This window comes from Morococcus cerebrosus, assembly GCF_022749515.1.
GTDB lineage: Bacteria > Pseudomonadota > Gammaproteobacteria > Burkholderiales > Neisseriaceae > Neisseria > Neisseria cerebrosa.
This window is the reverse complement of record NZ_CP094242.1, coordinates 368,867-393,333: the sequence shown is the minus strand read 5'-3', so window position 1 is coordinate 393,333 and position 24,467 is coordinate 368,867. Positions and strand designations below refer to the sequence as shown.

Annotated in this window: 31 protein-coding genes; 27 read left to right on the top strand and 4 right to left on the bottom strand. The window is 50.6% G+C overall.

Annotation, left to right across the window (positions count from 1 at the left end; all coding sequences use genetic code 11):
- The first annotated feature begins 19 nt into the window (after window positions 1-19).
- From MON37_RS12285 to kdsA, 8 genes are all read left to right on the top strand, one after another.
- Window positions 20-145, top strand: a complete 126-nt coding sequence (locus tag MON37_RS12285; RefSeq protein WP_019269920.1) for a hypothetical protein — start codon at window positions 20-22, stop codon at window positions 143-145.
- Window positions 142-810 (top strand): DnaA regulatory inactivator Hda, encoded by a 669-nt coding sequence (gene hda, locus MON37_RS01860; protein WP_039406746.1) that lies wholly within the window; start codon window positions 142-144, stop codon window positions 808-810. Before MON37_RS12285 ends, hda begins: the two co-directional genes overlap by 4 nt.
- Window positions 807-1,475: a histidinol-phosphatase gene (locus MON37_RS01855; RefSeq protein WP_039406749.1), complete on the top strand. Its 669-nt coding sequence runs from the start codon at window positions 807-809 to the stop codon at window positions 1,473-1,475. Before hda ends, MON37_RS01855 begins: the two co-directional genes overlap by 4 nt.
- Before the next feature lie 78 nt (window positions 1,476-1,553).
- The gene (locus tag MON37_RS01850) at window positions 1,554-2,201 is read left to right on the top strand and encodes a hypothetical protein (RefSeq protein ID WP_039406752.1); all 648 of its coding nucleotides are present in this window, start codon (window positions 1,554-1,556) and stop codon (window positions 2,199-2,201) included.
- Window positions 2,202-2,210: 9 nt separating this feature from the next.
- Window positions 2,211-2,510 carry a TonB family protein gene (locus tag MON37_RS01845; RefSeq protein WP_039406757.1) on the top strand — a complete coding sequence of 100 codons (300 nt, stop codon included), beginning with the start codon at window positions 2,211-2,213 and terminating at the stop codon, window positions 2,508-2,510.
- Between the two features lie 10 nt (window positions 2,511-2,520).
- Window positions 2,521-2,841 carry a divalent-cation tolerance protein CutA gene (cutA, locus tag MON37_RS01840; protein ID WP_003778975.1) on the top strand — a complete coding sequence of 107 codons (321 nt, stop codon included), beginning with the start codon at window positions 2,521-2,523 and terminating at the stop codon, window positions 2,839-2,841.
- A gap of 131 nt (window positions 2,842-2,972) precedes the next feature.
- On the top strand, window positions 2,973-3,356 hold the full coding sequence (panD, locus tag MON37_RS01835) for an aspartate 1-decarboxylase (protein ID WP_039406761.1): 384 nt from the start codon (window positions 2,973-2,975) through the stop codon (window positions 3,354-3,356).
- An 87-nt stretch (window positions 3,357-3,443) separates the two neighbouring features.
- Complete coding sequence (kdsA, locus tag MON37_RS01830; RefSeq protein WP_003767526.1) at window positions 3,444-4,286, top strand: 3-deoxy-8-phosphooctulonate synthase; 843 nt, start codon at window positions 3,444-3,446, stop codon at window positions 4,284-4,286.
- An 85-nt stretch (window positions 4,287-4,371) separates the two neighbouring features.
- Here kdsA and MON37_RS01825 read toward each other — a convergent pair whose 3' ends face one another.
- The 4 genes from MON37_RS01825 to MON37_RS01810 all read right to left on the bottom strand — a co-directional run bounded on the left by MON37_RS01825 (window position 4,372) and on the right by MON37_RS01810 (window position 7,711).
- The gene (locus MON37_RS01825; RefSeq protein ID WP_003768561.1) at window positions 4,372-4,575 is read right to left on the bottom strand and encodes a DUF2788 domain-containing protein; all 204 of its coding nucleotides are present in this window, start codon (window positions 4,573-4,575) and stop codon (window positions 4,372-4,374) included.
- Between the two features lie 117 nt (window positions 4,576-4,692).
- Window positions 4,693-5,862, bottom strand: coding sequence for an O-succinylhomoserine sulfhydrylase (metZ, locus tag MON37_RS01820; RefSeq protein WP_039406766.1), 1,170 nt, complete (start codon window positions 5,860-5,862; stop codon window positions 4,693-4,695).
- Between the two features lie 325 nt (window positions 5,863-6,187).
- A complete protein-coding gene (locus MON37_RS01815; protein WP_039406769.1) occupies window positions 6,188-6,793 on the bottom strand; it encodes a DUF3465 domain-containing protein in 606 nt (201 codons plus the stop codon).
- Window positions 6,794-6,898: 105 nt separating this feature from the next.
- Window positions 6,899-7,711 carry a hypothetical protein gene (locus MON37_RS01810; RefSeq protein ID WP_039406772.1) on the bottom strand — a complete coding sequence of 271 codons (813 nt, stop codon included), beginning with the start codon at window positions 7,709-7,711 and terminating at the stop codon, window positions 6,899-6,901.
- A gap of 102 nt (window positions 7,712-7,813) precedes the next feature.
- On the opposite strand from MON37_RS01810, the gene MON37_RS01805 reads away from it, so the two are divergent.
- The 19 genes from MON37_RS01805 to MON37_RS01715 all read left to right on the top strand — a co-directional run bounded on the left by MON37_RS01805 (window position 7,814) and on the right by MON37_RS01715 (window position 24,272).
- Complete coding sequence (locus MON37_RS01805) at window positions 7,814-8,065, top strand: NGO1151 family protein (RefSeq protein ID WP_003768589.1); 252 nt, start codon at window positions 7,814-7,816, stop codon at window positions 8,063-8,065.
- A 73-nt stretch (window positions 8,066-8,138) separates the two neighbouring features.
- On the top strand, window positions 8,139-8,969 hold the full coding sequence (locus tag MON37_RS01800; RefSeq protein ID WP_039406775.1) for a basic amino acid ABC transporter substrate-binding protein: 831 nt from the start codon (window positions 8,139-8,141) through the stop codon (window positions 8,967-8,969).
- Between the two features lie 235 nt (window positions 8,970-9,204).
- Window positions 9,205-9,747, top strand: coding sequence for a DUF2478 domain-containing protein (locus MON37_RS01795; protein ID WP_039406778.1), 543 nt, complete (start codon window positions 9,205-9,207; stop codon window positions 9,745-9,747).
- Window positions 9,748-10,110: 363 nt separating this feature from the next.
- Complete coding sequence (narH, locus tag MON37_RS01790) at window positions 10,111-11,670, top strand: nitrate reductase subunit beta (protein ID WP_039406781.1); 1,560 nt, start codon at window positions 10,111-10,113, stop codon at window positions 11,668-11,670.
- On the top strand, window positions 11,670-12,338 hold the full coding sequence (narJ, locus tag MON37_RS01785) for a nitrate reductase molybdenum cofactor assembly chaperone (protein WP_039406784.1): 669 nt from the start codon (window positions 11,670-11,672) through the stop codon (window positions 12,336-12,338). Before narH ends, narJ begins: the two co-directional genes overlap by 1 nt.
- A 2-nt stretch (window positions 12,339-12,340) precedes the next feature.
- Window positions 12,341-13,024, top strand: coding sequence for a respiratory nitrate reductase subunit gamma (gene narI, locus MON37_RS01780; RefSeq protein WP_372338595.1), 684 nt, complete (start codon window positions 12,341-12,343; stop codon window positions 13,022-13,024).
- 498 nt (window positions 13,025-13,522) lie between these two features.
- Window positions 13,523-14,185 (top strand): response regulator, encoded by a 663-nt coding sequence (locus MON37_RS01775; protein ID WP_039406792.1) that lies wholly within the window; start codon window positions 13,523-13,525, stop codon window positions 14,183-14,185.
- A 50-nt stretch (window positions 14,186-14,235) separates the two neighbouring features.
- Window positions 14,236-14,664, top strand: coding sequence for a TOBE domain-containing protein (locus MON37_RS01770; protein WP_039406795.1), 429 nt, complete (start codon window positions 14,236-14,238; stop codon window positions 14,662-14,664).
- A gap of 280 nt (window positions 14,665-14,944) precedes the next feature.
- The gene (locus MON37_RS01765) at window positions 14,945-16,204 is read left to right on the top strand and encodes an MFS transporter (RefSeq protein ID WP_039406798.1); all 1,260 of its coding nucleotides are present in this window, start codon (window positions 14,945-14,947) and stop codon (window positions 16,202-16,204) included.
- Between the two features lie 60 nt (window positions 16,205-16,264).
- A complete protein-coding gene (locus MON37_RS01760; protein ID WP_039406800.1) occupies window positions 16,265-17,647 on the top strand; it encodes a NarK family nitrate/nitrite MFS transporter in 1,383 nt (460 codons plus the stop codon).
- A 239-nt stretch (window positions 17,648-17,886) separates the two neighbouring features.
- Window positions 17,887-19,113 (top strand): molybdopterin molybdotransferase MoeA, encoded by a 1,227-nt coding sequence (gene moeA, locus MON37_RS01755; RefSeq protein WP_039406803.1) that lies wholly within the window; start codon window positions 17,887-17,889, stop codon window positions 19,111-19,113.
- Window positions 19,110-20,087 carry a GTP 3',8-cyclase MoaA gene (gene moaA, locus MON37_RS01750; RefSeq protein WP_039406806.1) on the top strand — a complete coding sequence of 326 codons (978 nt, stop codon included), beginning with the start codon at window positions 19,110-19,112 and terminating at the stop codon, window positions 20,085-20,087. Before moeA ends, moaA begins: the two co-directional genes overlap by 4 nt.
- A 1-nt stretch (window position 20,088) precedes the next feature.
- Window positions 20,089-20,721, top strand: coding sequence for a molybdenum cofactor guanylyltransferase (gene mobA, locus MON37_RS01745; protein ID WP_082013609.1), 633 nt, complete (start codon window positions 20,089-20,091; stop codon window positions 20,719-20,721).
- A gap of 46 nt (window positions 20,722-20,767) precedes the next feature.
- A complete protein-coding gene (gene moaC / locus MON37_RS01740; protein WP_019269904.1) occupies window positions 20,768-21,241 on the top strand; it encodes a cyclic pyranopterin monophosphate synthase MoaC in 474 nt (157 codons plus the stop codon).
- On the top strand, window positions 21,225-21,485 hold the full coding sequence (locus MON37_RS01735; RefSeq protein WP_082013610.1) for a MoaD/ThiS family protein: 261 nt from the start codon (window positions 21,225-21,227) through the stop codon (window positions 21,483-21,485). The genes moaC and MON37_RS01735 overlap by 17 nt, the downstream gene beginning before the upstream one ends.
- Window position 21,486: 1 nt before the next feature.
- Window positions 21,487-21,924 (top strand): molybdenum cofactor biosynthesis protein MoaE, encoded by a 438-nt coding sequence (locus MON37_RS01730; protein ID WP_039406812.1) that lies wholly within the window; start codon window positions 21,487-21,489, stop codon window positions 21,922-21,924.
- Between the two features lie 222 nt (window positions 21,925-22,146).
- A complete protein-coding gene (gene modA, locus MON37_RS01725) occupies window positions 22,147-22,899 on the top strand; it encodes a molybdate ABC transporter substrate-binding protein (RefSeq protein ID WP_039406815.1) in 753 nt (250 codons plus the stop codon).
- A gap of 24 nt (window positions 22,900-22,923) precedes the next feature.
- The gene (gene modB, locus MON37_RS01720) at window positions 22,924-23,595 is read left to right on the top strand and encodes a molybdate ABC transporter permease subunit (protein ID WP_039406816.1); all 672 of its coding nucleotides are present in this window, start codon (window positions 22,924-22,926) and stop codon (window positions 23,593-23,595) included.
- Window positions 23,592-24,272: an ATP-binding cassette domain-containing protein gene (locus MON37_RS01715; protein WP_039406817.1), complete on the top strand. Its 681-nt coding sequence runs from the start codon at window positions 23,592-23,594 to the stop codon at window positions 24,270-24,272. The genes modB and MON37_RS01715 overlap by 4 nt, the downstream gene beginning before the upstream one ends.
- Window positions 24,273-24,467: the final 195 nt, after the last annotated feature.

Below are 24,467 nucleotides of genomic sequence, written 5' to 3'. Positions count from 1 at the left end.
AAAACAGACGCGTCGCCAAATGTCTGCCATTGTATATGAAACCCATGCCGCGCGCCCCTTTTTCAGACGACCCCGCGCCTTGATACGCGCTGACAAAACAACGTACAATAAACCCGATTCCAACCCATCCGGTATGCCTTTGTGAACCAGCTTATTTTCGACTTCGCCGAACGCGGCTATCCCGGTTTCGACAAATTCCTCGGAACGGAAAATGCCGAACTGGTCTATGTGTTACAGCATAAACACGACCCGTTTATCTACGTCTGGGGTGAAGAAGGCGCGGGCAAAAGCCACCTGCTTCGCGCGTGGGTCGCCCAAGCGCTCGACGCGGGGAAAAAAGCCGTCTATATCGACGCTGCCGCCACGCCCCTGACCGAAGCCGCCTTTGAAGCCGAATACCTCGCCATCGACCAAATCGAAAAACTGGGCAACGAAGAACAAGCCCTCCTGTTTGCCGTATTCAACCGTTTTCGCAACAGCGGCAAAGGCTTTCTGCTGTTAAGCTCCGAACACACGCCCCAACAGCTCGTCATCCGCGAAGACTTGCGCACCCGCATGGCGTACTGCCTCGTTTACGAAGTCAAACCCCTGACCGACCGAGAAAAAATCGACGTGCTCGTCAGCATGGCGGCAGCACGCCAAGTCACCATAGATCCCGAAATCTTCGAATACCTGCTCAACCACTGGCAGCGCGACATGGACAGCCTGATGCAGATGCTCGACACGCTGGACAACTACGCCGTTACCATGGGCAAACGCATCACCCTGCCGCTTCTTCGCCAGCTTTTGAAACAACAGGAAACCCAATGAAAAACCTCGCCATCTTCGACCTCGACAACACCCTCATCAACACCGATTCCGACCACTCATGGCCGCAATACCTCATCAAAAAAGGACTGGTTGACGCTGCCGAAACCGAAGCGCAAAACGAAAAATTCTACCGCGACTACCAAAACGGCTGCCTCGACATCGACGCCTTCCTTAAATTCCACCTCGCCCCGCTCGCCCGTTACAGCAAAGAAGAGCTGGCGGAATTTCACCGCGAATTTATGGCGGAGTTCATCATGCCGCACATCTCGCACATGCAGCGTATGCTGGTGCAGAGCCACCAAATGTCCGGCGACGAAACCCTCGTCATCTCCTCGACCAACGAGTTCATCATCACCCCCATCTGCCACCTTTTCGGCATCACCAACATCATCGGCACCCAACTCGAAACCGGTGCCGACGGCCGCTACACCGGCAACTACATCGGCACGCCCAGCCTCAAAGAAGGCAAAATCACCCGCCTGAACCAATGGCTCGCCGAACGCGGCGAAACGCTCGAAAGCTATGGCAAAACCTATTTTTACAGCGATTCCAAAAACGACCTGCCGCTGCTGCGCCTCGTCAACGAACCCGTCGCCGTCAACCCCGATGCCGAACTGGAGCAAGAAGCCAAAGCAAAAGGTTGGCCGATATTGAACTTCAAATAAGCAACACCGCATCCGCCGCCAAACGGGTGCAATATCGTAGCGTGGGCTTCGCCCACGAAAACAAAGGGTCGTCTGAAAATGGAAAACAACGATGAGCAAAATAATGCTCTACATGAACTGAATCAAATAAATCAAGACATGGCAAAAACACAAGTTTTAGCGGTTATGGTTGAGGGAACTGCTAAAGCAGCTTATGAACATTTTGAGAGTTTTAATCTATGGTTACTTACCGTATCAGGAGTTACTCTTTCTTTCGAAATCTTAAATGCCGATAAAATTATTGGATATATGCAATTAAGAGGTTTCTTTTGGTGCAATGTTTGCCTCATAGTCTCTATTATATGTGGATTAATTAGTAAGTATCTGATGACAATAATAAAAAGCCAAATTTACATTGCCCAATATTTAAAAGAAAAATTAAATCCGATTTTTCAAGATTATTCTGCCAAGGAGGAATCTGTACAGCAATACGCAACACAGTCAAATATTAAAATCTATACTGATTTAGATTTTAATAAAATTATTGGAGATTTCACAGAGTTATTCCCCAAATTAGGAAAATGGCTTATTTTACGAAGTTTAGAAAAGAATAAAAACTACGATGTAGTGTTAATGAAACTAGCGCATAATCAAGGGATTTTCGTTTTTCTTCAAACTGTTGCTTTCTTCCTTTCGTTAATTTTAGGGATTGTTTTCATCATTTGTAATGTTTCCCAACAAACATAAGAGAAATTTATGTCCATCCGCGCCATCATCCCCGCCCTGCTGCTTGCCTTCGTCCTACCCGCAGCCGCGCAAACCGTCAATCCGGCAGAATACGCCCCCGCATCCAAAAATACTGCGCAACCGATCAAACCCGTCAAACTGTCCATCTTGGTTTCCCCAGAAGGAAAAGCCGTAGAAGTCAGCATCCTCGAATCCAGCGGTTATGAAGGACTCGACGAAACAGCCGTCGCAACCGCCAAAAAAGACAAATACAAAGCCGCCGGATACTGGGTGAAATATAAAGGAACCATCGAGTTTAAAAACCAATAGGTCGTCTGAAATGTCCGCATTCAAACCCGTCATCGTTACCACCACCGCCCCGACCCGCGAAGAAGCTGAAAAAATCGGCAGCCTGTTGCTGGAAAAGCAACTTGCCGCCTGCGTGCAATACGAAGCCATCACCAGCCAATACCTTTGGAACGGCGAAATCTGCCGCGACGACGAAATCCGCATCACCATCAAAACCTCGCGCCACTGCTACCGCGAAATCCAAAAAACCATCATCGCCAACCACAGCTACGAATGCCCGCAAATCCTGATGCAAAACGTATCGCGCGGATACGCCCCCTATTTGCGCTGGCTGAAGCAGAGTTTAGGTTGATAAAACAGCCGCGCCGTCTGAAAAACGCTCAAGCATCATTATGAATTTACAGGGAAGTCCACTATAATGACGGCTTTTGATTTTCAGACGGCCTTACGTCTGCATCGCAATCCCAAACCAAAAGGAAACCCATGTTCCGCACCATGCTCGGCGGCAAGATACACCGCGCCACCGTTACCGAAGCCGATCTCAACTACGTCGGCAGCATCACCGTAGACCAAGACCTGCTCGACGCCGCAGGCATCCTCGTTAACGAAAAAGTCGCCATCGTCAACAACAACAACGGCGAACGCTTCGAAACCTACACCATCCCCGGCGAACGCGGCAGCGGCGTCGTCTGCCTCAACGGTGCCGCCGCACGGCTCGTCCAAAAAGGCGACATCGTCATCATCATGTCCTACGTCATGCTGTCCGAACCCGAAATCGCCGCGCACGAACCCAAAGTCGTCCTTGTGGACGAACAAAACAAAATCCGCGACATCCTTTCCTACGAGCCGCCGCACACTGTCCTATAAAACACAAAGGTCGTCTGAAACCGCAAAATCCGCTTTCAGACGACCTTTCAGCCATTTTCAGACGACCTTCGAGAAAGCCCCATCATCATGAACATCCGCATCAACAACCTCACCGTCGGCAACGACCTCCCCTTTACCCTGTTCGGCGGCATCAACGTCCTGGAAGACCTCGATTCCACCCTCAAAGCCTGCGAACAATACGTCAAAGTGACCGACAAACTCGGCATCCCCTACGTCTTCAAAGCCTCCTTCGACAAAGCCAACCGCTCCTCCATCCACTCCTTCCGCGGCGTCGGCTTGGACGAAGGCATGAAAATCTTCCAAGCCGTCAAACGCGAGTTTGACGTGCCCGTCATCACCGACGTCCACGAACCCTACCAATGCGCCCCCGTCGCCGAAGTCTGCGACGTCATCCAACTGCCCGCCTTCCTCGCCCGCCAAACCGACCTCGTCGTCGCCATGGCAAAAACCGGCAACGTCATCAACATCAAAAAACCCCAGTTCCTCAGCCCCTCGCAGATGAAAAACATCGTTGAAAAATTCCAAGAAGCAGGCAACGGACAAATCATACTGTGCGAACGCGGTGCCAATTTCGGCTACGACAACCTCGTCGTCGATATGCTCGGCTTCGGCGTCATGAAGCAAACCTGCGGCGGCCTGCCCGTCATCTTCGACGTCACCCACTCCCTGCAAACCCGCGAATCCGGTGCGGCCGCATCCGGCGGACGGCGCGCGCAAGTGCTGGATTTGGCGCTCGCAGGCATGGCAACCCGCCTCGCAGGCCTCTTCCTCGAATCACACCCCAACCCCGACCAAGCCAAATGCGACGGCCCCAGCGCCCTGCCGCTTGCCCAACTGGAAGACTTCCTGACCCGCGTCAAAGCCGTGGACGAAACCGTCAAATCCTTCGCGCCTATGGACATCCGTTAACGGGTTTTGCAAACGAAAGGTCGTCTGAAAACCCAGATTCAAGGTTTTCAGACGACCTTTCCCTTATTCTTCTTAGTTTGCCGCCTCAAGGCAGGGCGATGAATTTAATCAGCACTTCTTTGAAAATAAAGCCGAACACACCCAAGCCCAATACCAGGAACAAAATCGCGATGCCGAATTTGCCCGCCTTGGATTCTTTGCCCAAGTTCCAGACGATAAAGCCCAAGAAAATAACCAGTCCGGTCAGACAGATTTTCATCGCCCAATCGGAAAATTCCGCTTCACTCATAATCGATTTCCTTATTTGATGTTGTGTGTATTTTAATGTTTTCAGACGACCTTTGAAACGCCAAGAGGTCGTCTGAAATGTAATGGTTCAGCAAATGCCGTCCGTCGGGCGTTTGGCTTAACGCGCCAACGCCTGTTTCAAATCGTCAATCAAATCATCGACGTATTCCAAGCCGACAGACAGGCGCACCAGTCCGGGGCGGATATTGGCGGCGAGTTTTTCTTCGGGCTGCATTCTGCCGTGTGTGGTTGTCCACGGGTGGGTAATGGTCGAGCGCACGTCACCGAGGTTGGCGGTACGGGAGAAGAGTTCGACGCCGTCCACGACTTTCCACGCGGCGTCAGTGTCGGCGACTTCAAAGCCGATGACGATGCCGCCGCCGTTTTGCTGTTTGCGGATAAGCTCCGCCTGCGGATGGTCGGGCAATCCGGTGTAGTAAACGGCTTGAACCTGCGGCTGCGCTTGCAGCCATTGGGCGATTTTCAGGGCATTATCGAACTGTTTTTCCATACGCAGCGACAGGGTTTCCACGCCGCTCAACAACTGCCATGCGTTAAACGGCGACATCGCCAGCCCGCAAGAGTTGCAGTAAACGGCGACCTGCGTCATCAGTTCTTCCGAACCCGCCAACACGCCGCCCATCACGCGTCCGTGTCCGTCGATGGCTTTGGTTGCGGAGGAAACGGAAATATCCGCGCCGTGTTTCAAAGGCTGCGAGCCGACAGGCGACAGCAGGCTGTTGTCCACCACCAAAAGCGCGCCGATGCTGTGCGCCAATTCTGCCAAGGCTTCCAAGTCGGCCACTTCGCCCAAGGGGTTGGACGGGGTTTCCAAAAACAGCAGTTTGGTGTTGGCTTTGACGGCGGCTTTCCATTCGTCCACATCGGTCGGCGACACATGGCTCACTTCGATGCCGAATTTGGTGACGATGTTGTTGATAAAGCCGACGGTCGTGCCGAACAGGCTGCGGCTGGAAATCACATGATCGCCCGCCTGCAGGAAGGTGAAAAACGCCGCCTGAATCGCGGACATACCGGTCGAAGTGGCGACCGCGCGTTCCGCGCCTTCTAAGGCGGCGATGCGTTTTTCAAAAGCGGCTGTGGTCGGATTGGCAGTGCGGGTATAAGTGAACCCTTTGATTTTTTTGGAAAACAAATCGGCGGCGTGTTGGGCGTTATCCCACATGAAGCTGCTGGTGAGGAACAATGCCTGATTGTGTTCGCGGTATTCGGTTTGCTCTTTGCCGCCGCGTATGGCGAGCGTCTGTGGGTGGAGTTTTTTACTCATTTGTTTTCCAATCTTGTTCAGCAGGTTTGTTTGATGTCTTATAGTGGATTAACTTTAAACCAGGACGGCGTTGCCTCGCCTTAGCTCAAAGAGAACGATTCTCTAAGGTGCTGAAGCACCAAGTGAATCGGTTCCGTACTATCTGTACTGTCTGCGGCTTCGTCGCTTTGTCCTGATTTAGTTAATCCACTATAAATAAGAGAAGCCATAGGTTAACTTGTTAACATTTTGCGCTTATTTGCGCCGTCTTTCAAGTTTGGCGGCGAATGGCAAAAGGTCGTCTGAAAACGTTTTTCAGACGACCTTTTGCAATCGTTCCAAGCTTTTATTGATAAACACGTCCATCGTGTTCCAGCCAGCCGTCGGTATGGCGGCCTGAGGGGTCGTGGTGCGTCCAATGGAGAACACCGCCCTGTTCCGACCATTCGTATTCGCCGTAGAAGCCGACTTTATCGCCTTTTTTCAAACCTTTGATTTTGTCGGCGAGGTCGATGTTGTGCGCCACTAAAAGCGTTTGCCCGCTGGACAGTTTCAAGATAAAACGCTGATGGCGCGTGCCTTGGTTGTCGTCGGGCAGCGTTTTAAGAACCGCACCCGCACCTTTCACCTGAATATCGCTCTGTTGGTTTTCAAAGGCTTGCTGCAATATTTGTTCCGCACTGCCCTGCCCTGCTTGGCGGTCGGATTTCGGCTGCTTCGGTTGCGATTTTTTGGATTCAGACTGCTCAGACTGAGGCTGCTCGGATTGGCGTTTTTCCGCCTGGGTTTGGGGCTGCGTTTGGGTTGGTACGGCATCCGCTGCCTGACCTTGCCGCCCCTGCTGCATTTTTTGATAACCGACTACCACGGCGGCAACAATCAGTATCCAAATCCATTTGTTTTTGTTCATAAAATCCACGCCCAAAAAAATGCCCGACGGTTCATCGGGCATAAATTATTTGAAAGGAGTTAAATCACGATAACGCGAGCCGCTATTATATACAAAACCGGCGGAAAAATCAGCATTTTCAGTCCGATACCTGAAGCGGCGGCGTGATCACGCTTTTTTGTTTCCCTGACTGTATTTCATTTCGTATTTGATGTCGTTCAGGATTTTTTTCACGTTGTAATCCAAAAGCTGTTCTACCAAATCGGGCGCCTGTTCGCTGAGGGTTTGTTGGAGCTGGTAGGTAAACAGCGCCATTTGTTTCTGCACGGCGGTGCGTATCATGCCGTTGACGGCGTCGGCGACGTGCGGGCGCAGGCGTTTGATCAAACGCTCGCTCAGGTCTTGCTCGGAAATGCAGAACACTTCCCTGCGGTTGATGACCTGCGGGTTCAACACGTTGATATGGACGGTAATCGGCGGCGTTTCTTCTTTGGGGTCGTCTGAAACCTGCTCTTGCGCCTGCGGATTTTCGTTTTCAGACGACGTTGCCTCTGCTTTTGCCGGCGCGTCAAATTCGACTGTTTTACGTTTCGGGTTCAGCCAAACCGTGCGCGTGGACTCGATTTGCCTGTCGGACGCGCTCATTTGCAGCGAAGACTGCGCGTTCAGCCAGTTTTCCTGCAAAATCACCATCGCATCGGTCTCCGCCGTTTCAGCGGCTTCTTCCTCCAGCATGGCGTTGTGTTCCTCCTGCCATTTGCGCAGATATTCCGTCAACACGGCATCGCGGTTGGCATCGTCGAGCTTGACCGACTTGGTTTTGGGCTTCTGCTCGAAGGCAGGCTCTTGGGATTCGCGCACCAAAGGCGCGTGTGTGTAAGGTGCGTTCAATTGGCGGGTTTGCCGCAGCTTTTCCAAGCGGCTTTCCCAATCCAGGCTTTCATCCGTTTGTTGTGGCGTATCGGGACGATTCGTATCCATTTTTAGCTTTCGTTCTTCCGTTGTGTCATTTCATTTCACGCGCATAGCGAATGCCGTGATTTGCTATAATGCGGTATTTTAACAGATTCCCAGGAACACATCATGAGCAGCATCGAACAACGCCTCGAATATTTGGAAGAAGCCAACGACGTTTTGCGTATGCAGAACCACGTCCTCGCCACCGCCCTCAAAGGCCTGATCCGTTCGCTGCCGTCCGACATGGCAAACGAAGCCGTCGAGTCCATCCAGCTTGCCTTTGAAGACGCACTCGCCGAATTGAATTACGAAGACAGCCCGCATACCGACCTCTTCCATGACGTAACCTACGCTTTTTTCCGCGAAAAAGACCACTGACGCGTAGCGATTTTACCAAACCGTGTTAAACTATCCGTTTATTTATTAATATCCGTAAAGAAGGAACCTCCCCATGAACATGAAAAAATGGATTGCAGCCGCCCTCGCCTGCTCCGCGCTGGCACTCTCCGCCTGCGGCGGCCAAAGCAAAGACGCTTCCTCGTCAGCCCCTAAAGCCGACAAAGTGTACCGCGTCGCCGCCAACGCCGAATTCGCCCCTTTCGAATCATTGGATTCCGCCGGCAACGTTGAAGGTTTCGACGTCGATTTGATGAACGCGATGGCTAAAGCCGGCGGATTCAAAGTCGAATTCAAACACCAGCCTTGGGACAGCCTCTTCCCCACGCTCAAAAACGGCGATACGGATATCGTCATCTCCGGCGTAACCATTACCGACGAGCGCAAGCAGTCCATGGATTTCACCGACCCTTATTTTGAAATCACCCAAGTCGTCCTCGTTCCCAAAGGTAAAAAAGTCGCCTCTTCAGACGACCTCAAAAACATGGCGAAAGTCGGCGTCGTTACCGGACAAACCGGCGACTTCTCCGTTTCCAAACTCTTGGGCAACGACAATCCTAAAATCGCCCGCTTCGAGAGCGTTCCTTTGGTCATCAAAGAGCTGGAAAACGGCGGCGTCGATGCCGTAGTCAGCGACAGCGCGGTCATCGCCAACTATGTGAAAAACAACCCGACCAAAAGCATGGACTTTATCACCCTGCCTGATTTCACGATTGAAAACTACGGCATAGCCGCACGCAAAGGCGACGAAGCGACCGTCAAAATGCTGAACGAAGCGCTGAAAAAAGTACGCGACAGCGGCGAATACGACAAAATCCACGCCAAATACTTCGCCAAAGAAGGCGATAAAGCGGCAGCTGCCAGCCAACCTGAAGCAGCCAAATAATCTGTTTCAACGTTCTTAAGCAATAAGAAAGGTCGTCTGAAAGCCTGTATCGCGGGTTTCAGACGACCTTTTGTTTAATGAGCCGGCCATTTTATCTCTAATGACGGCTATACTGTCCCTGCAATTTTCCGACTAACACCTAAGGACAATAGTTCCAAGAGATCCAAACGTTTTAACATTTGCGACAACATTGCAAGATTTTGCCCAAAACTCCAATACACTTGAAAGCAAATTTATGTCCAATCAGATAGAACAACAATCAGAATATGCCATCGCTGCCGTAGTATATGCTGATGAAGGCGATGCTGCGATAACTGCATTATGGCAGGCCGTACGCCGATTGCAACAAGACGGATGGCGCGTGGCCGGACTATTAAACCCGATAGACAACGAAGGTAAGCACAGCAATTCGGAGCTGGCTTCCGTCGCAGACAATCGGCGCTTTTCCATCTTCCAAAATCTCGGCAACCATTCCAGCGGCTGCAAACTAGACGCCGGCGCACTGGCGGCGGCGGGTTCGGTGATTCGCGAAGCCATAGCGGAAGGTACGGATTTGGTAGTCATTAACAAATTTGGCCATGCAGAAATCGATAACCGCGGTTTGTTGTCGGAATACCTGACCGCCATCAGCTCAGGCATTCCGGTTTTGACCACCTTGCACAGCAAATACCTGCCTGATTGGCGAAGCTTTTCAGGCGGAGTGAGTGGGGAACTGCCCGCAGATACCGATACCGTTCTTGACTGGATAAAGCGATCCGTCAAACGAAACTTACCTTAAAATATTAACCCGCCACACGGCAGGCTGCCTTATTCACACGCGTGTTTTCCATTTTATGGCTATGAAGTCTGCCGTTTTCACCGTCTTCCTTATTTTTTGTAATCCGGCCGCAACGTTTTTTTCATCCCCTACTCGATAATACTAAAGTAGTATATACTTTTAATCTTTAAGCTAGTCCTTTCCCCTTATTTTGCTGTTTCAGGCTACGCTTTCTATGCATATTTTTCTTGTATGCGCTCCTATAAACTCTTAAGCGTCAAAATTTTTTAAAATAAGCTACCATTACCACCCCATAATTAACGGCTATGTTCAAATGGCTTGCTAGACAGGTCATCTGAAAACCAAACCGAAAGGAACACTACCATGAAAATCAGAGCACAAGTCGGCATGGTTCTGAACTTAGACAAATGTATCGGCTGCCACACCTGCTCCGTTACCTGCAAGAACGTCTGGACTTCGCGTGACGGCGTAGAATATGCGTGGTTTAACAACGTCGAAACCAAGCCGGGCATCGGCTTTCCGAAAAACTGGGAAGACCAAAACAAATGGAATGGCGGCTGGGTGCGCAAACCCAACGGCAAACTGGTACCTAAGCAAGGCGGCAAATTGAAGATTTTGGCGAATATTTTTGCCAACCCAAACATGCCGCAAATCGACGACTACTACGAGCCGTTCACCTACGATTACGAGCATCTGCAAAACGCGCCGAAAATGAAAACGCCGCCGACCGCCCGTCCTGTCTCCGTGCTCACCGGCAAAAAAATGGACAAAGTGGAATGGGGTCCGAACTGGGAAGACGATTTGGCAGGCGAATTTGAAAAACGTGCAAAAGACGTACTGTTTGAAGGTATTCAAAAAGACATGCACGCTGCGTTCGAGCAAACCTTCATGATGTACCTGCCTCGTCTGTGCGAGCATTGTTTGAACCCGACCTGTGTGGCATCCTGCCCGTCAGGCAGCATCTACAAACGCGAAGACGACGGCATCGTACTGATCGACCAAGACAAATGCCGCGGCTGGCGTATGTGCGTATCCGGCTGCCCCTACAAAAAAATCTACTACAACTGGACTTCCGGCAAAGCTGAAAAATGTACATTCTGCTATCCGCGTATCGAAGGCGGCCAGCCGACCGTGTGTTCCGAAACCTGCGTAGGCCGCATCCGCTATTTGGGCGTACTGCTGTACGATGCAGACAAAATCGAACAAGCTGCGTCAGTGGAAAATCCGCAAGACCTGTACGAACAGCAACTGGGCGTATTCCTCAACCCGCATGACCCCGAAGTACAACGCGAAGCATTAAAACAAGGTATCAGCCAAAGCTGGCTTGATGCCGCCCAAAAATCACCCGTGTACAAAATGGCAATGGAATGGAAAGTGGCATTCCCTCTGCACCCGGAATACCGCACCTTGCCAATGGTTTGGTACATCCCGCCGCTCTCTCCGATTCAATCTGCCATCGAAAACGGCCTGGTGGGTGAAAACGGTATTATCCCAAGCGTAGATGAAATGCGTATCCCGCTGAAATATCTGGCCAACCTGCTCACCGCCGGCAAAATTGAGCCAATCAAAGAAGCGCTGGAGCGCATGATTGCTATGCGCCGCTTCAAACGCGGACAAGTGGTTCACGGTGAAACACCGGCTCAAGCACTGGAAGGTACCGGCCTTACGCCCGAAATGGTTGAAGACATGTACCAAATCATGGCTATTGCCAATTATGAAGACCGCTTCGTCATCCCGTCTTCACACAAAGAAATGGTTGAAAACAGTTTCGGCGACAAAGCCAGCTGCGGCTTTACCTTCGGCAACGGCTGCTCTGGCGGCAGCAGCGAAGAAAGCCTGTTTGGCAAACGCAAAGGCACACCGATTATTTTCCACGGCCTGCGCAAAGATGCGGAAAAAAATCGTGAAGAAGGAGTACGCTGATGGGCGCGAATCCCGTTTACAAATGGTTTTCCGCGCTGTTGTGCTATCCTGAAGCCGAGCTGATTGAAGCCCTACCTGAATTTCAGGCTGCCTTGAAAGAATGGCCCGAGCTTCAATCGCAGGAAGGTCGTCTGAAAAACTTTTTAGACTATCTAGGCAATCACAATCTGCGCGAATTGCAGGAAAACTACGTCGCCACTTTCGACCGCAACCGTAACCACGCACTCTATATTTTCGAGCATGTTTACGGCGAAGACCGAGACCGCGGCAGCGCAATGGTGGACTTATTGCAAGAATACCGCAACCACGGCTTCGAGTTGGGCGACGACGAATTGCCCGACTATCTGCCCGCACTGCTGGAATACTTGAGCCAAGTGCCGTCCGAGCATGCGCAAAAACTCTTGGGTGATGCCGTACATGTCATTGCCCACATCGGAGGCCAGCTTGAGAAAAGCGGCTCGCCTTACGCCGTATTGCTGCAGGGCATTACCGAGCTCAGCCCGGTCGCACCACAACCCTTGATCGAACCACCCGTGCGCGATATGGACGAAGCCATGGAAACATTCGGTCCCGATATTTCCGGTACCGAGCCGCTGCTAAAACCAGGCGTCGAAACCGTACAGTTTTATCCTAAAGCCGCTTTTCAGACGGTCTCAAAAGGAGCATGAACATGAACACCCTGCACCAATTCTTCTTTGGCATTTTTCCCTATATTGCCCTCGCGATCTTCTTCTTCGGCAGCCTCGTCCGCTTCGAGCGTGAACAATATTCATGGAAAAGTGAATCCAGCCAACTCCTTTACGAAGGTCAGTTGCGCTTAGGTAATATCCTATTTCACGTCGGTGTTTTAGCCGTATTCTTCGGACACTTGTTTGGACTGCTCACACCTTTATGGTTTTGGGATGCAATAGGCGTTTCCCACGGTGCCAAACAAATCTTTGCGATGGTAATGGGCGGCATCTTCGGCACAACCGCAATGGTTGGCTTAATCATCTTGCTGCAACGTCGTCTGAAATGCGACCGCTTGGCTGCAAATACCACTTGGCGTGACAAACTGGTATTGATTTGGCTCATCGCCACCTTGGGTTTGGGTTTGTTGACTATCTTTGTGAGCATGGGCCATACAGATGGTCATGAAATGGTGAAACTGATGAACTGGGCGCAACATATCGTAACCTTCCGCGGTGAAGCTGCCAGCTATATCAAAGATGTAAGCTTTCTGTTTAAATTGCATATGGTAATGGGCATGGGCTTGTTTGTCATTTTCCCATTCACCCGCTTGGTGCACGTATGGAGCGGCTTTGCCAGCGTTGCTTATCTCGGCCGCGCATGGCAACTGGTTCGCCGCCGCTGATTCCTTTCAATCTTTCAACAGGCTATCCGAAGAACTTTCGGATAGCCTGTTTTATTATTACGATCAGGTTGGCTATTTTAAATACCCTATCTATCCAATTCACCAAACGACACAAGCCAACCTACTTGATGAAATATACGGTTAGTTATAAAGTACTAGACTCATTTAACACCGACTTATTTCCCATCTTCATTAAGATACGCCATAATGCGACGGATCAGACCCGATATGTATGACTTAGCTCATCGGCGTATGCATTCAACGGATTTTTGCTCTCTTTTGACCCCAAGAATCTTTCCGCCCGACAAAGGAAGTAAATGCCCCATATACTTTTGCTGCATCTTTAGCCTCCCTCGCCAAGCAATCCGGTAACCATATCGGTCTGAATATTATAAAAAATCGGATATTACGCATTCATGCCCGCCTCGAATTGGATTACAGCATAGACGATAAACCCCTACATATTTACCTTACCGCAACCAGAAAGAATTTTAAAATATGAGTTCGAATGAAACTATCCGCATTGCCTTGATAGACGACCATACCCTGTTCCGTAGCGGTATCAAAGCCCTACTGACCAGACAGGATAACTACGAAGTAGTCGGTGAAGCAGCTGACGGCCTCAGCGGTGTGAAATTAGTTGAGCAAACCGATCCCGACGTTGTACTGCTAGATTTAGACATGCCTGTAATGAACGGGCGCGAAGCTTTGGCTCAAATCCTTAGCAGTCGGTCTGAACAGGTAGTGGTAATGCTGACCGTTTCTGAAGATAGCGAAGATTTAACTGAGTGCATGCGTCTCGGGGCGCGCGGCTTTTTGCTAAAAAATATCCATGCAGATTTTCTTGTAGATGCCATCCGCAAAGCAGCCGAAGGCGACAATGTTTTTTCACCCGAGATGACTGCCCGCTTGGTACAATCGTTAATCCAGCCCAATACCACTCCGGCGGCCAGTGCATTAGACGCACTGACAACGCGGGAATTGGAAATTCTCGGCCACTTGGCTGCCGGACACAGCAACAAAATCATTGCACGCAAACTCAATCTGGCGGAATCCACCATCAAAGTGCATGTACAGAGCATTTTACGCAAACTTGAATTATCCAGCCGCGTACAGGCAGCCGTTTATGCCGTACAGCACAATGTCCCGCAGCCACTGTAAACCATCAATCAGCCTCTTCTTTAATTACACTTTCAGTATAAGGAACACTCATGAAAAGCAGTGCCCGCAATCAACTGGCCGGTACGGTAACCCACATCGAACACAGCAACGGCTCATGCCTGGTTACCCTTGCCAGCGCAGGCGGTATCGAAATTCATGCACAAATCAGCAGTTTCAGCCTGAAACGTTTAAAACTATCGGTCGGCAGCCCGGTTATCGCCATGATTAAAGCAGCATCGGTCGTACTGGCGACTGACCTCGCACCCATGACATTATCGGCAGAAAACTGCCTGAACGGCACAGTGAAACGTGTGGAACAAGGGGCGGTCAACAATGTCGTTACGCTTGATATTAATAATGAAATCAACTTATGCGCAACCATTACACTCTACAGCAGCGAAACGCTTGCCCTAGAACCGGATCTGCCGGCCACTGCCGTTTTCAATGCCAATCAAGTCATGTTAGGCGTTTTAATTTAAAACAGAAAATTTCTAACACATGAAAAAGGTCGTCTGAAATGGTTTTCAGACGACCTTTTTCTACAATGCTTGACGTTTTACAAAGCCAAAGCGTACCATCCTATGTATCTACGCCTAAATAACTAGTATCCTGCTTATTTAAGACTAATTTCTACTATTCCAATGCTTTGCTATGTCCATGCTTCAGAGCAATGCGTGATAGCTCGCGAACGCGTAAGTTAAAGCTGTGTAAAAATCCGATTAACTTATGGTAAACCACTAGAAAGGAAGGGGCAGCAAGATGGCCTCGGAAACTTACAAACGCTACTCGGTGCTATTCTCCAGCACTCTATCTTTTACTGTCTGTTTTATGATTTGGATGATGCTGGCCGTTGTCGGCATCAAAGTTCAGGAAGAAATGGGGTTTAACCAAACCCAATACGGCATTCTGATTGCTCTGCCGGTGCTTTCCGGTGCGCTGATCCGTGTACCGTTAGGCATCCTTACCGATAAATTTGGCGGCCGTATCGTGCTGTTTACCTTGATGATCCTATCCGTACCAACCATTTTTCTGATGCGCTACGCCAATCAATATTGGCATTTCTTGGTAATCGGTCTGGTGATGGGCTTGGCCGGCGGTTCGTTCTCGGTAGGTACTCCCTATGTGGCACGCTGGTTCCCCAAACACCAACAAGGCGTGGCAATGGGGATATTCGGCGCGGGCAATGCAGGTAGTGCAATCAATAAATTCCTTGCCGCCTGGCTGATTGTTACCTTTGGAACTTGGCAGATTGTCCCTACCGTATACTCAGCCATTATGCTGGCTACCGCGATACTCTTTTGGTTTACCAGCTATCACGATCCCAAACACTTGGTCTCTTCCAACGTTACGTTGAAAGAACAATTAGCACTCTTGAAAGACCCGGGCGTGCTGCGATACAGCCAATATTACTCCGTAGTCTTCGGCGGCTATGTGGCACTGGCATTGTGGATGACCAAATACTATGTGGGCGAATACGGTATGCCACTGCAAACGGCGGCATTTTTGGCAGCCTGCTTCTCACTGCCGGGAGGTGTACTGCGTGCTTTCGGCGGCTACCTTTCCGATAAATTCGGTGCATATAAGGTAACTTGGGCGGTAATGTGGTTGATTTGGATATGTTTCTTCATACTCTCCTACCCGCAAACCGATCTTTCCATCCGCACGACCGACGGCGGTTCGCTAACCATGCACCTCGGTCTCAATGTAACCGTATTCACTATACTAATGTTCACAGTGGGTGTAGCCACTGCGGTAGGCAAAGCTTCCGTATTCAAGTTTGTAGCTGACGACTATCCCGATAATATCGGTGCCGTATCCGGTATTGTCGGCCTGGCCGGTGGCCTGGGCGGTTTCCTTCTGCCGATTATGTTCGGCGCATTGGAAGACTGGACTGGCATTCGCTCTACTTCTTTCATGCTGCTCTACGGTACAGTCTGCGTTTCGCTGATTTGGATGCACTTTTCGTTTAAAGCCAAACGCGAAAGTGATATGAAAGCCTTAAAAGAGCGTCAAACCTAAATTTGTAGGTCGTCTGAAAATTTTCAGACGACCCAACACCTATCAGAAGGAGCCCTTTTTATGTCTCATCTTATCGAACATTGGCAGCCGGAAGATAAAACCTTCTGGCAGCAAACAGGTAAAAAAATTGCCACCCGCAACTTGTGGATTTCTATCCCCGCCCTCCTCCTTGCCTTCGCTATCTGGCAGGTATGGAGCGTAGCGGTAGTCAACCTGCCCAATATCGGCTTCAAATACAGCGAAAACCAGCTCTTCTGGCTGGCTGCCCTGCCCGCCTTATCCGGGGCGACCTTGCGTATCTTCTATTCTTTCATGGTACCCATATTCGGCGGCCGCAAATGGACGGCCATCTCTACCGCCAGCCTGCTGCTGCCGGCTATCGGCTTGGGTTTTGCCGTTCAAAATCCTAACACCAGCTACATTACCATGATGGTACTGGCGCTCCTGTGCGGCTTCGGCGGCGGCAACTTCTCCTCCAGCATGTCCAACATCAGTTTCTTTTTCCCCAAAGCCGAAAAAGGCACTGCTCTCGGCCTGAATGCAGGCTTGGGCAATCTGGGGGTATCTGCCGTACAGTTTGTCGTACCGCTCATTATTACTGCAGGTGTCTTCGGAGCCCTTGGTGGAGAGCCGCAAACCTGGACGAAAGGCGATGTAACCAAACAAATTTGGTTACAAAACGCCGGCTTTATCTGGGTGCCTTTCATTATTCTTTCTACCCTAGCCGCTTGGTTTGGCATGAACGATTTGGCTTCCGCCAAAGCCAGCTTCAAAGACCAGGCCGTGATTTTCAGCCGCAAGCATAACTGGATTATGTGCATCCTTTATTTGGGCACTTTCGGCTCCTTCATCGGTTTTGCCGCAGGCTTCCCCTTGCTGATCAAGAGTCAGTTTACCGGGATTGATCCTGTAAAATATGCCTTCCTCGGCCCTTTGGTCGGTGCTTTGGCCCGCCCATTCGGCGGCTGGATCTCTGATAAAATCAAAAGCGGCGCACTGATTACCCAATTTGTTTTCATCGGCATGATTGTGGCGGTATGCGGCGTAATTTTCTTCCTCCCCAACAATGGTGAAGGCGGCAACTTCTGGGGCTTCTTTGCCTGCTTCTTGGCTCTATTTACACTCACCGGAATTGGTAATGGTTCTACCTTTATGCAGGTACCGGTAATTTTCCTTAATATGCACCAAAAATTTGCCGAAGAAGGCAAAGTCAGTGAAGAGCAAGCCCGTTTGGATGCTACCAAAGAAGGCGCAGCCGTAATCGGCTTTACTGCCGCCTTTGCAGCCTATGGCGGCTTCTTCATTCCGAAAAGCTACGGCACATCCATCGACCTAACCGGCGGTGTAAATGCCGCCCTGATTGGCTTTATCATATTCTATGCAATTTGTGCGGCACTTAACTGGTGGTATTACACCCGTAAAGGCGCTGAAGCCAAATGCTGATGTCCGAACACTAAGTACACAGGCCGTCTGAAAGCTTTCAGACGACCTGTCTTTATCATTACTAATTCTAAAGTATTAATCCAACTATGTCTTTTGACCACTGCCAAATGCTTTGTATGCATTCAAATCTGATTTTTACTGCTTTACCATGACGGATATTCAACCAGTATCCCCTATCCCACAAATTTCCAAACAGTTAAATTACTGGAAGACAACTTGCAGCACAGGAGACACACACCATGGCACTTACATCCGTCAGCGAACTGCAAACCCTGATTCATGAACACATCACCCGCACACCACGTCTGCCTGAAATCGAGCATATTCCTGTTGCCCAAAGCATAGGGCGCGTTTTGGCAGAGGACATGGTGTCCGCCCTAAACATTCCCGCTACCGACATTTCCGCCATGGACGGCTACGCCCTACCGTCTGATGCTGCCGCCGGAAGCTGTTGGCAGATAGTAGGCGAATCTGCCGCAGGTAAACCTTTCGCCGGCGACCTGCCCAAAGACGGCTGCATCCGTATCATGACCGGGGCTGTGGTTCCACCCGGCAGTACCTGCGTAGTATTGCAAGAAAACACTAAAACCGAAGGCAACGCCATTATCCTTACCCAAGACGTAGCCGTTGGTGCCAATATCCGCTACGGCGGCGAGGAAGTGGCAACCGGCGATACAGTGCTTACCGCCGGCCGTATCCTCCGCCCTGCAGACGTGATGCTGTTGGCTGCTATTGGTATCGGACAAGTACCGGTTTACCGCAAAATCAAAGTAGCCGTGCTGTCTACGGGCGACGAACTTAACGAACCCGGCACGCCCGCTACCGACAATGGGCAAGTTTACGACAGCAATCGCCACACCTTAATGGCACGCTTGGCTGCAATGCCGGTAGAAGTTTTAGATTTGGGACAAGCTGCCGACGATTTGGAAAGCGTGCTGCATACATTGAACGAAGCTTCATGTATGGCTGACGTAGTGATTACTTCCGGCGGCGTATCGGTAGGCGATTATGACTATATGCGTGAAGCAGTCAATCGCCTGGGAGCCATCCATCACTATAAAGTCGCCATCAAACCGGGCAAACCGTTTGTATTCGGTCAAATGTTGAAAACTTGGTATTTCGGTCTGCCCGGCAATCCCGTTTCCGGCTATGTAGGTTTCGACTTATTTTTGAAAGCCGCACTCTGGCAGTTATGTGGGGCACAAGACATTCCCCAACCTTTCCGTTTGCAGGCCGTATTATCTCAGCAAGTAAAAAAATCTCCTGGTCGTATGGACATCCAGCGTGCCGTATTGACACAAACTGCCGACGGTACATGGGAAGCCTCCCCCGCCGGCGAACAGGATTCTCACCGTGTATGGGGTGTCAGCCGTGCCAACGGCTACATTATCCTACCTGCCGAGGCAGGTAACCTACCTGCCGGCGCTACCGTTACTGTCCAACCATTTACAGAGGCTTTTCTATGAGCGCGTTAACCGATTCTTTTAACCGTCGGCTAACCTACCTGCGTCTGTCGGTAACCGACTTATGCAACTATCGCTGTACGTATTGCCTGCCTGACGGCTATATCGGCAAAGCCAAACCCGATGAATTGACGTTACCTGAAATCGAAACCCTGGCTCAAACCTTCGCACGCAGTGGAACCCGAAAAATCCGCTTAACCGGAGGCGAGCCGACACTGCGGCGTGATTTAGCAGATATCATTGCCATTTGCCGTGCCCAACCGCAAATCGAAAGCGTAGCCCTTACCACCAATGCATTTAAACTGGCAAAACTGTTTCCGCTATACCGCGCCGCCGGCATCGACAAACTGAACATCAGCATTGACAGCTTCGATCCGGAAGTGTTTTATCAAATTACCGGAAAGCGCGAATGCAATAACATTGTTCGTGCTTTGGACGGCATCTTAGAGCAGGGTTTTTACGATATCAAAGTCAACACTTTATTACTGCGCCGCTATATGTCCCGCACCTTGGCCGATGCACTGGATTTCGTCCGCCACCGTCCGGTTACCCTGCGCTTTATCGAGCTGATGCAAACGCGCGACAACACTGCCTTTTTCGGCAAACAACATTTTTCTGCCGCTACCATAGAAGCAGGCCTGCAAGCAGAAGGCTGGCAATTGATACCGCGTTCGGCACATGCCGGTCCGGCACGGGAATACCGCCACCGCGATTTCGCCGGCGGCATAGGTTTTATCGCACCTTACAGCAAAGATTTCTGCCAAAGTTGCAACCGGCTGAGAGTCACTGCGCAAGGTAAAATGCACTTATGCCTATTCGGCGGTATTGCTTATGATTTGCGCCCATGGCTTAGCAGCGGCGACCAAGCCGGCCTGCAGCAGCACTTGTACGAACTGATGGCGGAAAAACCGGAGCACCACTTCCTGCATGACCGCAAATTCGGCCTGATTCGTGACCTATCCATGATTGGTGGTTAGAATGGCTGGTGTAACCGCTGCCCGTTATGAGCCGTTACTGATTCTGTGTGGCGGCCTCAGCAGCCGTATGGGTACGCCTAAAGCCTTACTTCCATTTGATGGCGTTTCCCTGATACATAAGCTGATTAAACAAACCCATCCTAACCGTCCTGTTTGGCTGGCAGCCGCCGGTCAGATTTATCCTGACACAGGGCGTGCTTATTATCTTAACGACGCCCTCCCCGAACGACAGGGACCGCTGGCCGCCATTCTGCCGGCACTAAAACAAGCACACCGGCAAGGTGAAGCCGGAATTTATGTCCTGGCCTGCGACACCCTTCTACGGCCCGAAGTCGTAATCGAACTGCTGTCAGAAGGCTCGTATCAACCTTTTTGGCAACAGGGTATTACCCTGCTGGCAGATGCCGACAGCGGCCGCCCCCATCCCTTAATGTCGCATTGGCCGGTAGCCTTGCGGCACGATTTGCAAACTTATCTGACACAAGGCAAACGCAAAGTAACCGCTTGGCTGGATACACAGCTTTGCCAAACCATCGGCATGCCTGATGCCTGGCAAGCAGTATCTAATTTCAACACACCTGCTGACTTCGAACACGCCGTAGCAGCTGCCAAAGCACTGCCAGAGGTCGTCTGAAATAAATTGCCTGACCGAATAAAGCCATCTAAAACCGGAGTATTTAATGTCCCTGACTCATTTAGACGAACACAGCCGAAGCCGTATGGTAGATGTCGGCGAAAAAGTGACCACCCGCCGCGTAGCCGTAGCCGAGGGTTGGGTGGTTTTTCCACCGGATGTGTATGCCCAAATCCAAGCAGCCAATGGCCAAACCGCCAAAGGTACAGTGAGCGAAGTAGCTCGTCTGGCCGGCATCATGGCTGCTAAAAATACCTCCCAGCTCATTCCGTTGTGTCACCCAATGATGTTGGAACGCTGCAAGCTCGCCTTGAACTATGAAGATGATGAACACCGCCTGCATATCCAAGCCGAAGTAGCGGTATCTCACAAAACGGGGGTGGAAATGGAAGCACTGACCGCAGTATCTGTGGCGGCACTCACCGTTTACGATATGACCAAGGCACTCAGTCACGATATCCGCATCGAACAAATCCGCCTGGTTCACAAGTCCGGAGGCAAACATGACTTCAACCGTTGAGCCGATGCGCATCACGGTCCTCTACTTTGCCGCCTTACGCGAACAAAGCGGTAAAGAACAGGAAATCAGGCTTACCCATGCCCTCGATGTTGCCGCCCTCTATGCCGAGCTGGCTGCCGAGTATGGTTGGGATTTACCGCAAAACTGCTTGCGTGCTGCAGTCAACCACGCCTTTTGCCCTTGGCAGCAACCCCTGCAAACCGGCGATACCGTTGCCTTTATCCCCCCTATTGCCGGAGGTTAAAATGTTTTTTGATCTAACTGAACAAGCCATAGACGCTGCAGCCTTACGCCTGCGCATGGTCGACAACGAACAATGTGGTGCCTTTACCTGCTTTGAAGGCTGGGTACGCCGCCAAAACGACGGCAGCCGGGTGGATTATTTGGTATACAGCACTTACGAAGCATTGGCACGCAAACAAGGAGAGGCTGTATTGGCACAAGCCAAACAGCGTTTTGCTATCGAAGATGCTGTTTGCGTCCATCGTTACGGCCGCTTGGAAGTAGGCGATATGGCAGTCTGGGTAGGGGTTACCGCCGGACATCGCGATGCCGCTTTTGCCGCCTGCCGTTTCATTATTGACACCATCAAAGCCGAAGTGCCGATTTGGAAACAGGAATTCTATAGTGATGGTCAGGCATCTGTCTGGCTGGCTAATCCTGAAGGGTTGCCGTCAGAATAATTTATAGCAACCTCCAAACATCAACATCCAACCATCCTTACCGCCCTTGTCTGTCCACTTACAGGCTACGGCGGTTTTTAATATCCAAATTATTTAGCAATGCATCCATTATAACTACAACTTTAGTAGTATATTACCGTTTAATTCCTTCTACCAATGGCTGCACATCTCAGTTCCTGCTATTTTCATCTACCTTTTCTTTTTCGATTAAAGGATCACGACATGAACCACCTGTTCCGCTTAACTGCTCTAGCTACTTTGATGCTGGCTGCCTTGCCATTGCAAGCTAAAGATATAACTGTTTCCGCCGCTGCCAGCCTAAAAGATGCGTTTCAAGAAATTGCTGATCAATACAAACACCAGCATCCCGATGTAGATGTAAAACTGAACACCGCCGGATCAGGTGCCTTACTGCAACAACTGCTGCAAGGTGCACCGGTAGACGTGGTTGCCTTTGCCGACCAGAAAACCATGGACATGGCTGTTGAAAAAAATGCGGTGGATACCTCTACCCGCCGTACTTTTGTGCGCAATGACCTGGTATTGATTGTTCCAAAGAACAGCCGTACTTCTGCGTCCTCACTGCAAGATCTCAAGCGTCCCGCCATCAACCGTATCGCGTTGAGCAACCCGGAAAGCGTACCGGTGGGACGTTACGCTAAAGCTGCACTGGAAAAAGCCGGACTGTTTACTGCCCTCCAGCCAAAAATCATCACTACTCAAAACGTTCGCCACTCCCTTGACTATGTCGCTCGAGGCGAAGTAGATGCAGGCTTTGTATATCGTACTGATGCGGTGTTGATGCCCCAAAAAGTGCGTATTACCGCCACCATTCCGCTCGATACTCCGGTTTCCTACCCGATTGCGGTCAGCACTGACAGCAGTGATAAAGCCGAAGCTCAACGCTTCCTCAACTACGTACTGTCTCCCAAAGGCCGCCAAGTATTAAACAAATACGGTTTTAGCCGTCCATAAACCTTTTTTCATGTAGTCTGAAATATGTGGCAAGATGTTTGGCCGGCACTCGGCCTATCGTTAAAAGTGGCCTTCTGGGCCACTTTCCTTAATTTACTGCTGGGTATTGCTGTCGGATTTCTGCTTGCCAGGCGGAATTTTCCCGGCCGCGACCTGCTCGACACAGCCCTGACTCTACCCATGGTGCTACCGCCTACTGTACTCGGTTACTATCTGCTGGTTTTGTTCGGCCGTAACGGCACCATCGGACAATGGTTAAACCATACCTTCGACATCCGCTTAATTTTCACTTGGCAGGGTGCGGTCTTAGCTGCGATGGTCGTTACCTTTCCCTTGGTTTTTAAACCGGCCCGTGCAGCCTTTGAAAGCGTCAACCCACAATTGGAACAAGCGGCCCGTGTGCTGGGCTTATCGGAAAGTGCCGTTTTTCTGCGCGTTACCCTACCTTTGGCCTGGAGAGGCCTGCTGGTCGGCCTTCTGTTGGCGTTTGCCCGAGCATTGGGCGAATTCGGTGCCACACTAATGATTGCCGGCAGCATTCCTGGTCAAACCCAAACCCTCTCCATTGCCGTATATGAAGCTGTTCAGGCAGGGAACGACTCCTTGGCCAACCAACTGGTACTGCTGATTTCTACCGTCTGCATTACAGTTTTATGGACGACTTCCCGTTTAGCCAAACCTAAGGATCGCACATGAACCATACGGACTGGATATTCGATTTCTCCTTACAAGCACAAGTGGCTGCAGGCAAAAAACGTTTTAATTTAGACGTTTGCTGTCGAAGCAAAGCCCGCCGGCTGGCCATTATCGGCCCATCCGGCTCCGGCAAAAGTCTGACCCTGCAACTATTGGCCGGCCTTCTGCCTCCTGCACAAGGATATGTCCGCATTAACGGGCAAATCTATGGCGATACGGCACAGAAAATCTGGTTGCCGCCGCAACAACGGCAAGTTGGGCTAATGTTTCAAGACTACGCCCTATTCCCCCATCTGACTGTGGCACAAAATATCGCTTTCGGACTACAACACGGCTGGTACAATCCTTCAAACCGTAACCTTACAGAATCGGTACTCCTGTGGCTGGAACGGATGCAGCTGCAACATATCTCCGGCCATTATCCGCACCAAATTTCCGGCGGTCAGAAACAGCGTACAGCCCTAGCCCGTGCCTGTATCACCCGTCCGAAATGGCTGCTATTGGATGAACCGTTCTCTGCCCTAGATGCCGATCTGCGCCAACAAATGCGCCAACTGGTAGGAGAGCTGCAAAGCGAATTATCAGTACCCATGCTCATCATCAGCCACGATTCTGCCGATACAAACGCATTAGCAGATGAAGTGCTTTATATGGAAAACGGTCGTCTGAATGGTTAAAAAGCAGGTATTTTAAATAGACACACAGTAAAAAGCATGTAGGCTTTCTTTTCAGACGACCTGCCTTGGTGCTCGAAGCAAAAACATCGCTCTCCGATGCCGAAAATATCAATTCGACATATTCCCCTACCCAAGCCTGTGCATATAAGCCAAAATAACTAACCACTAGCATCAAAAGTATTATCTTTTTCCTTC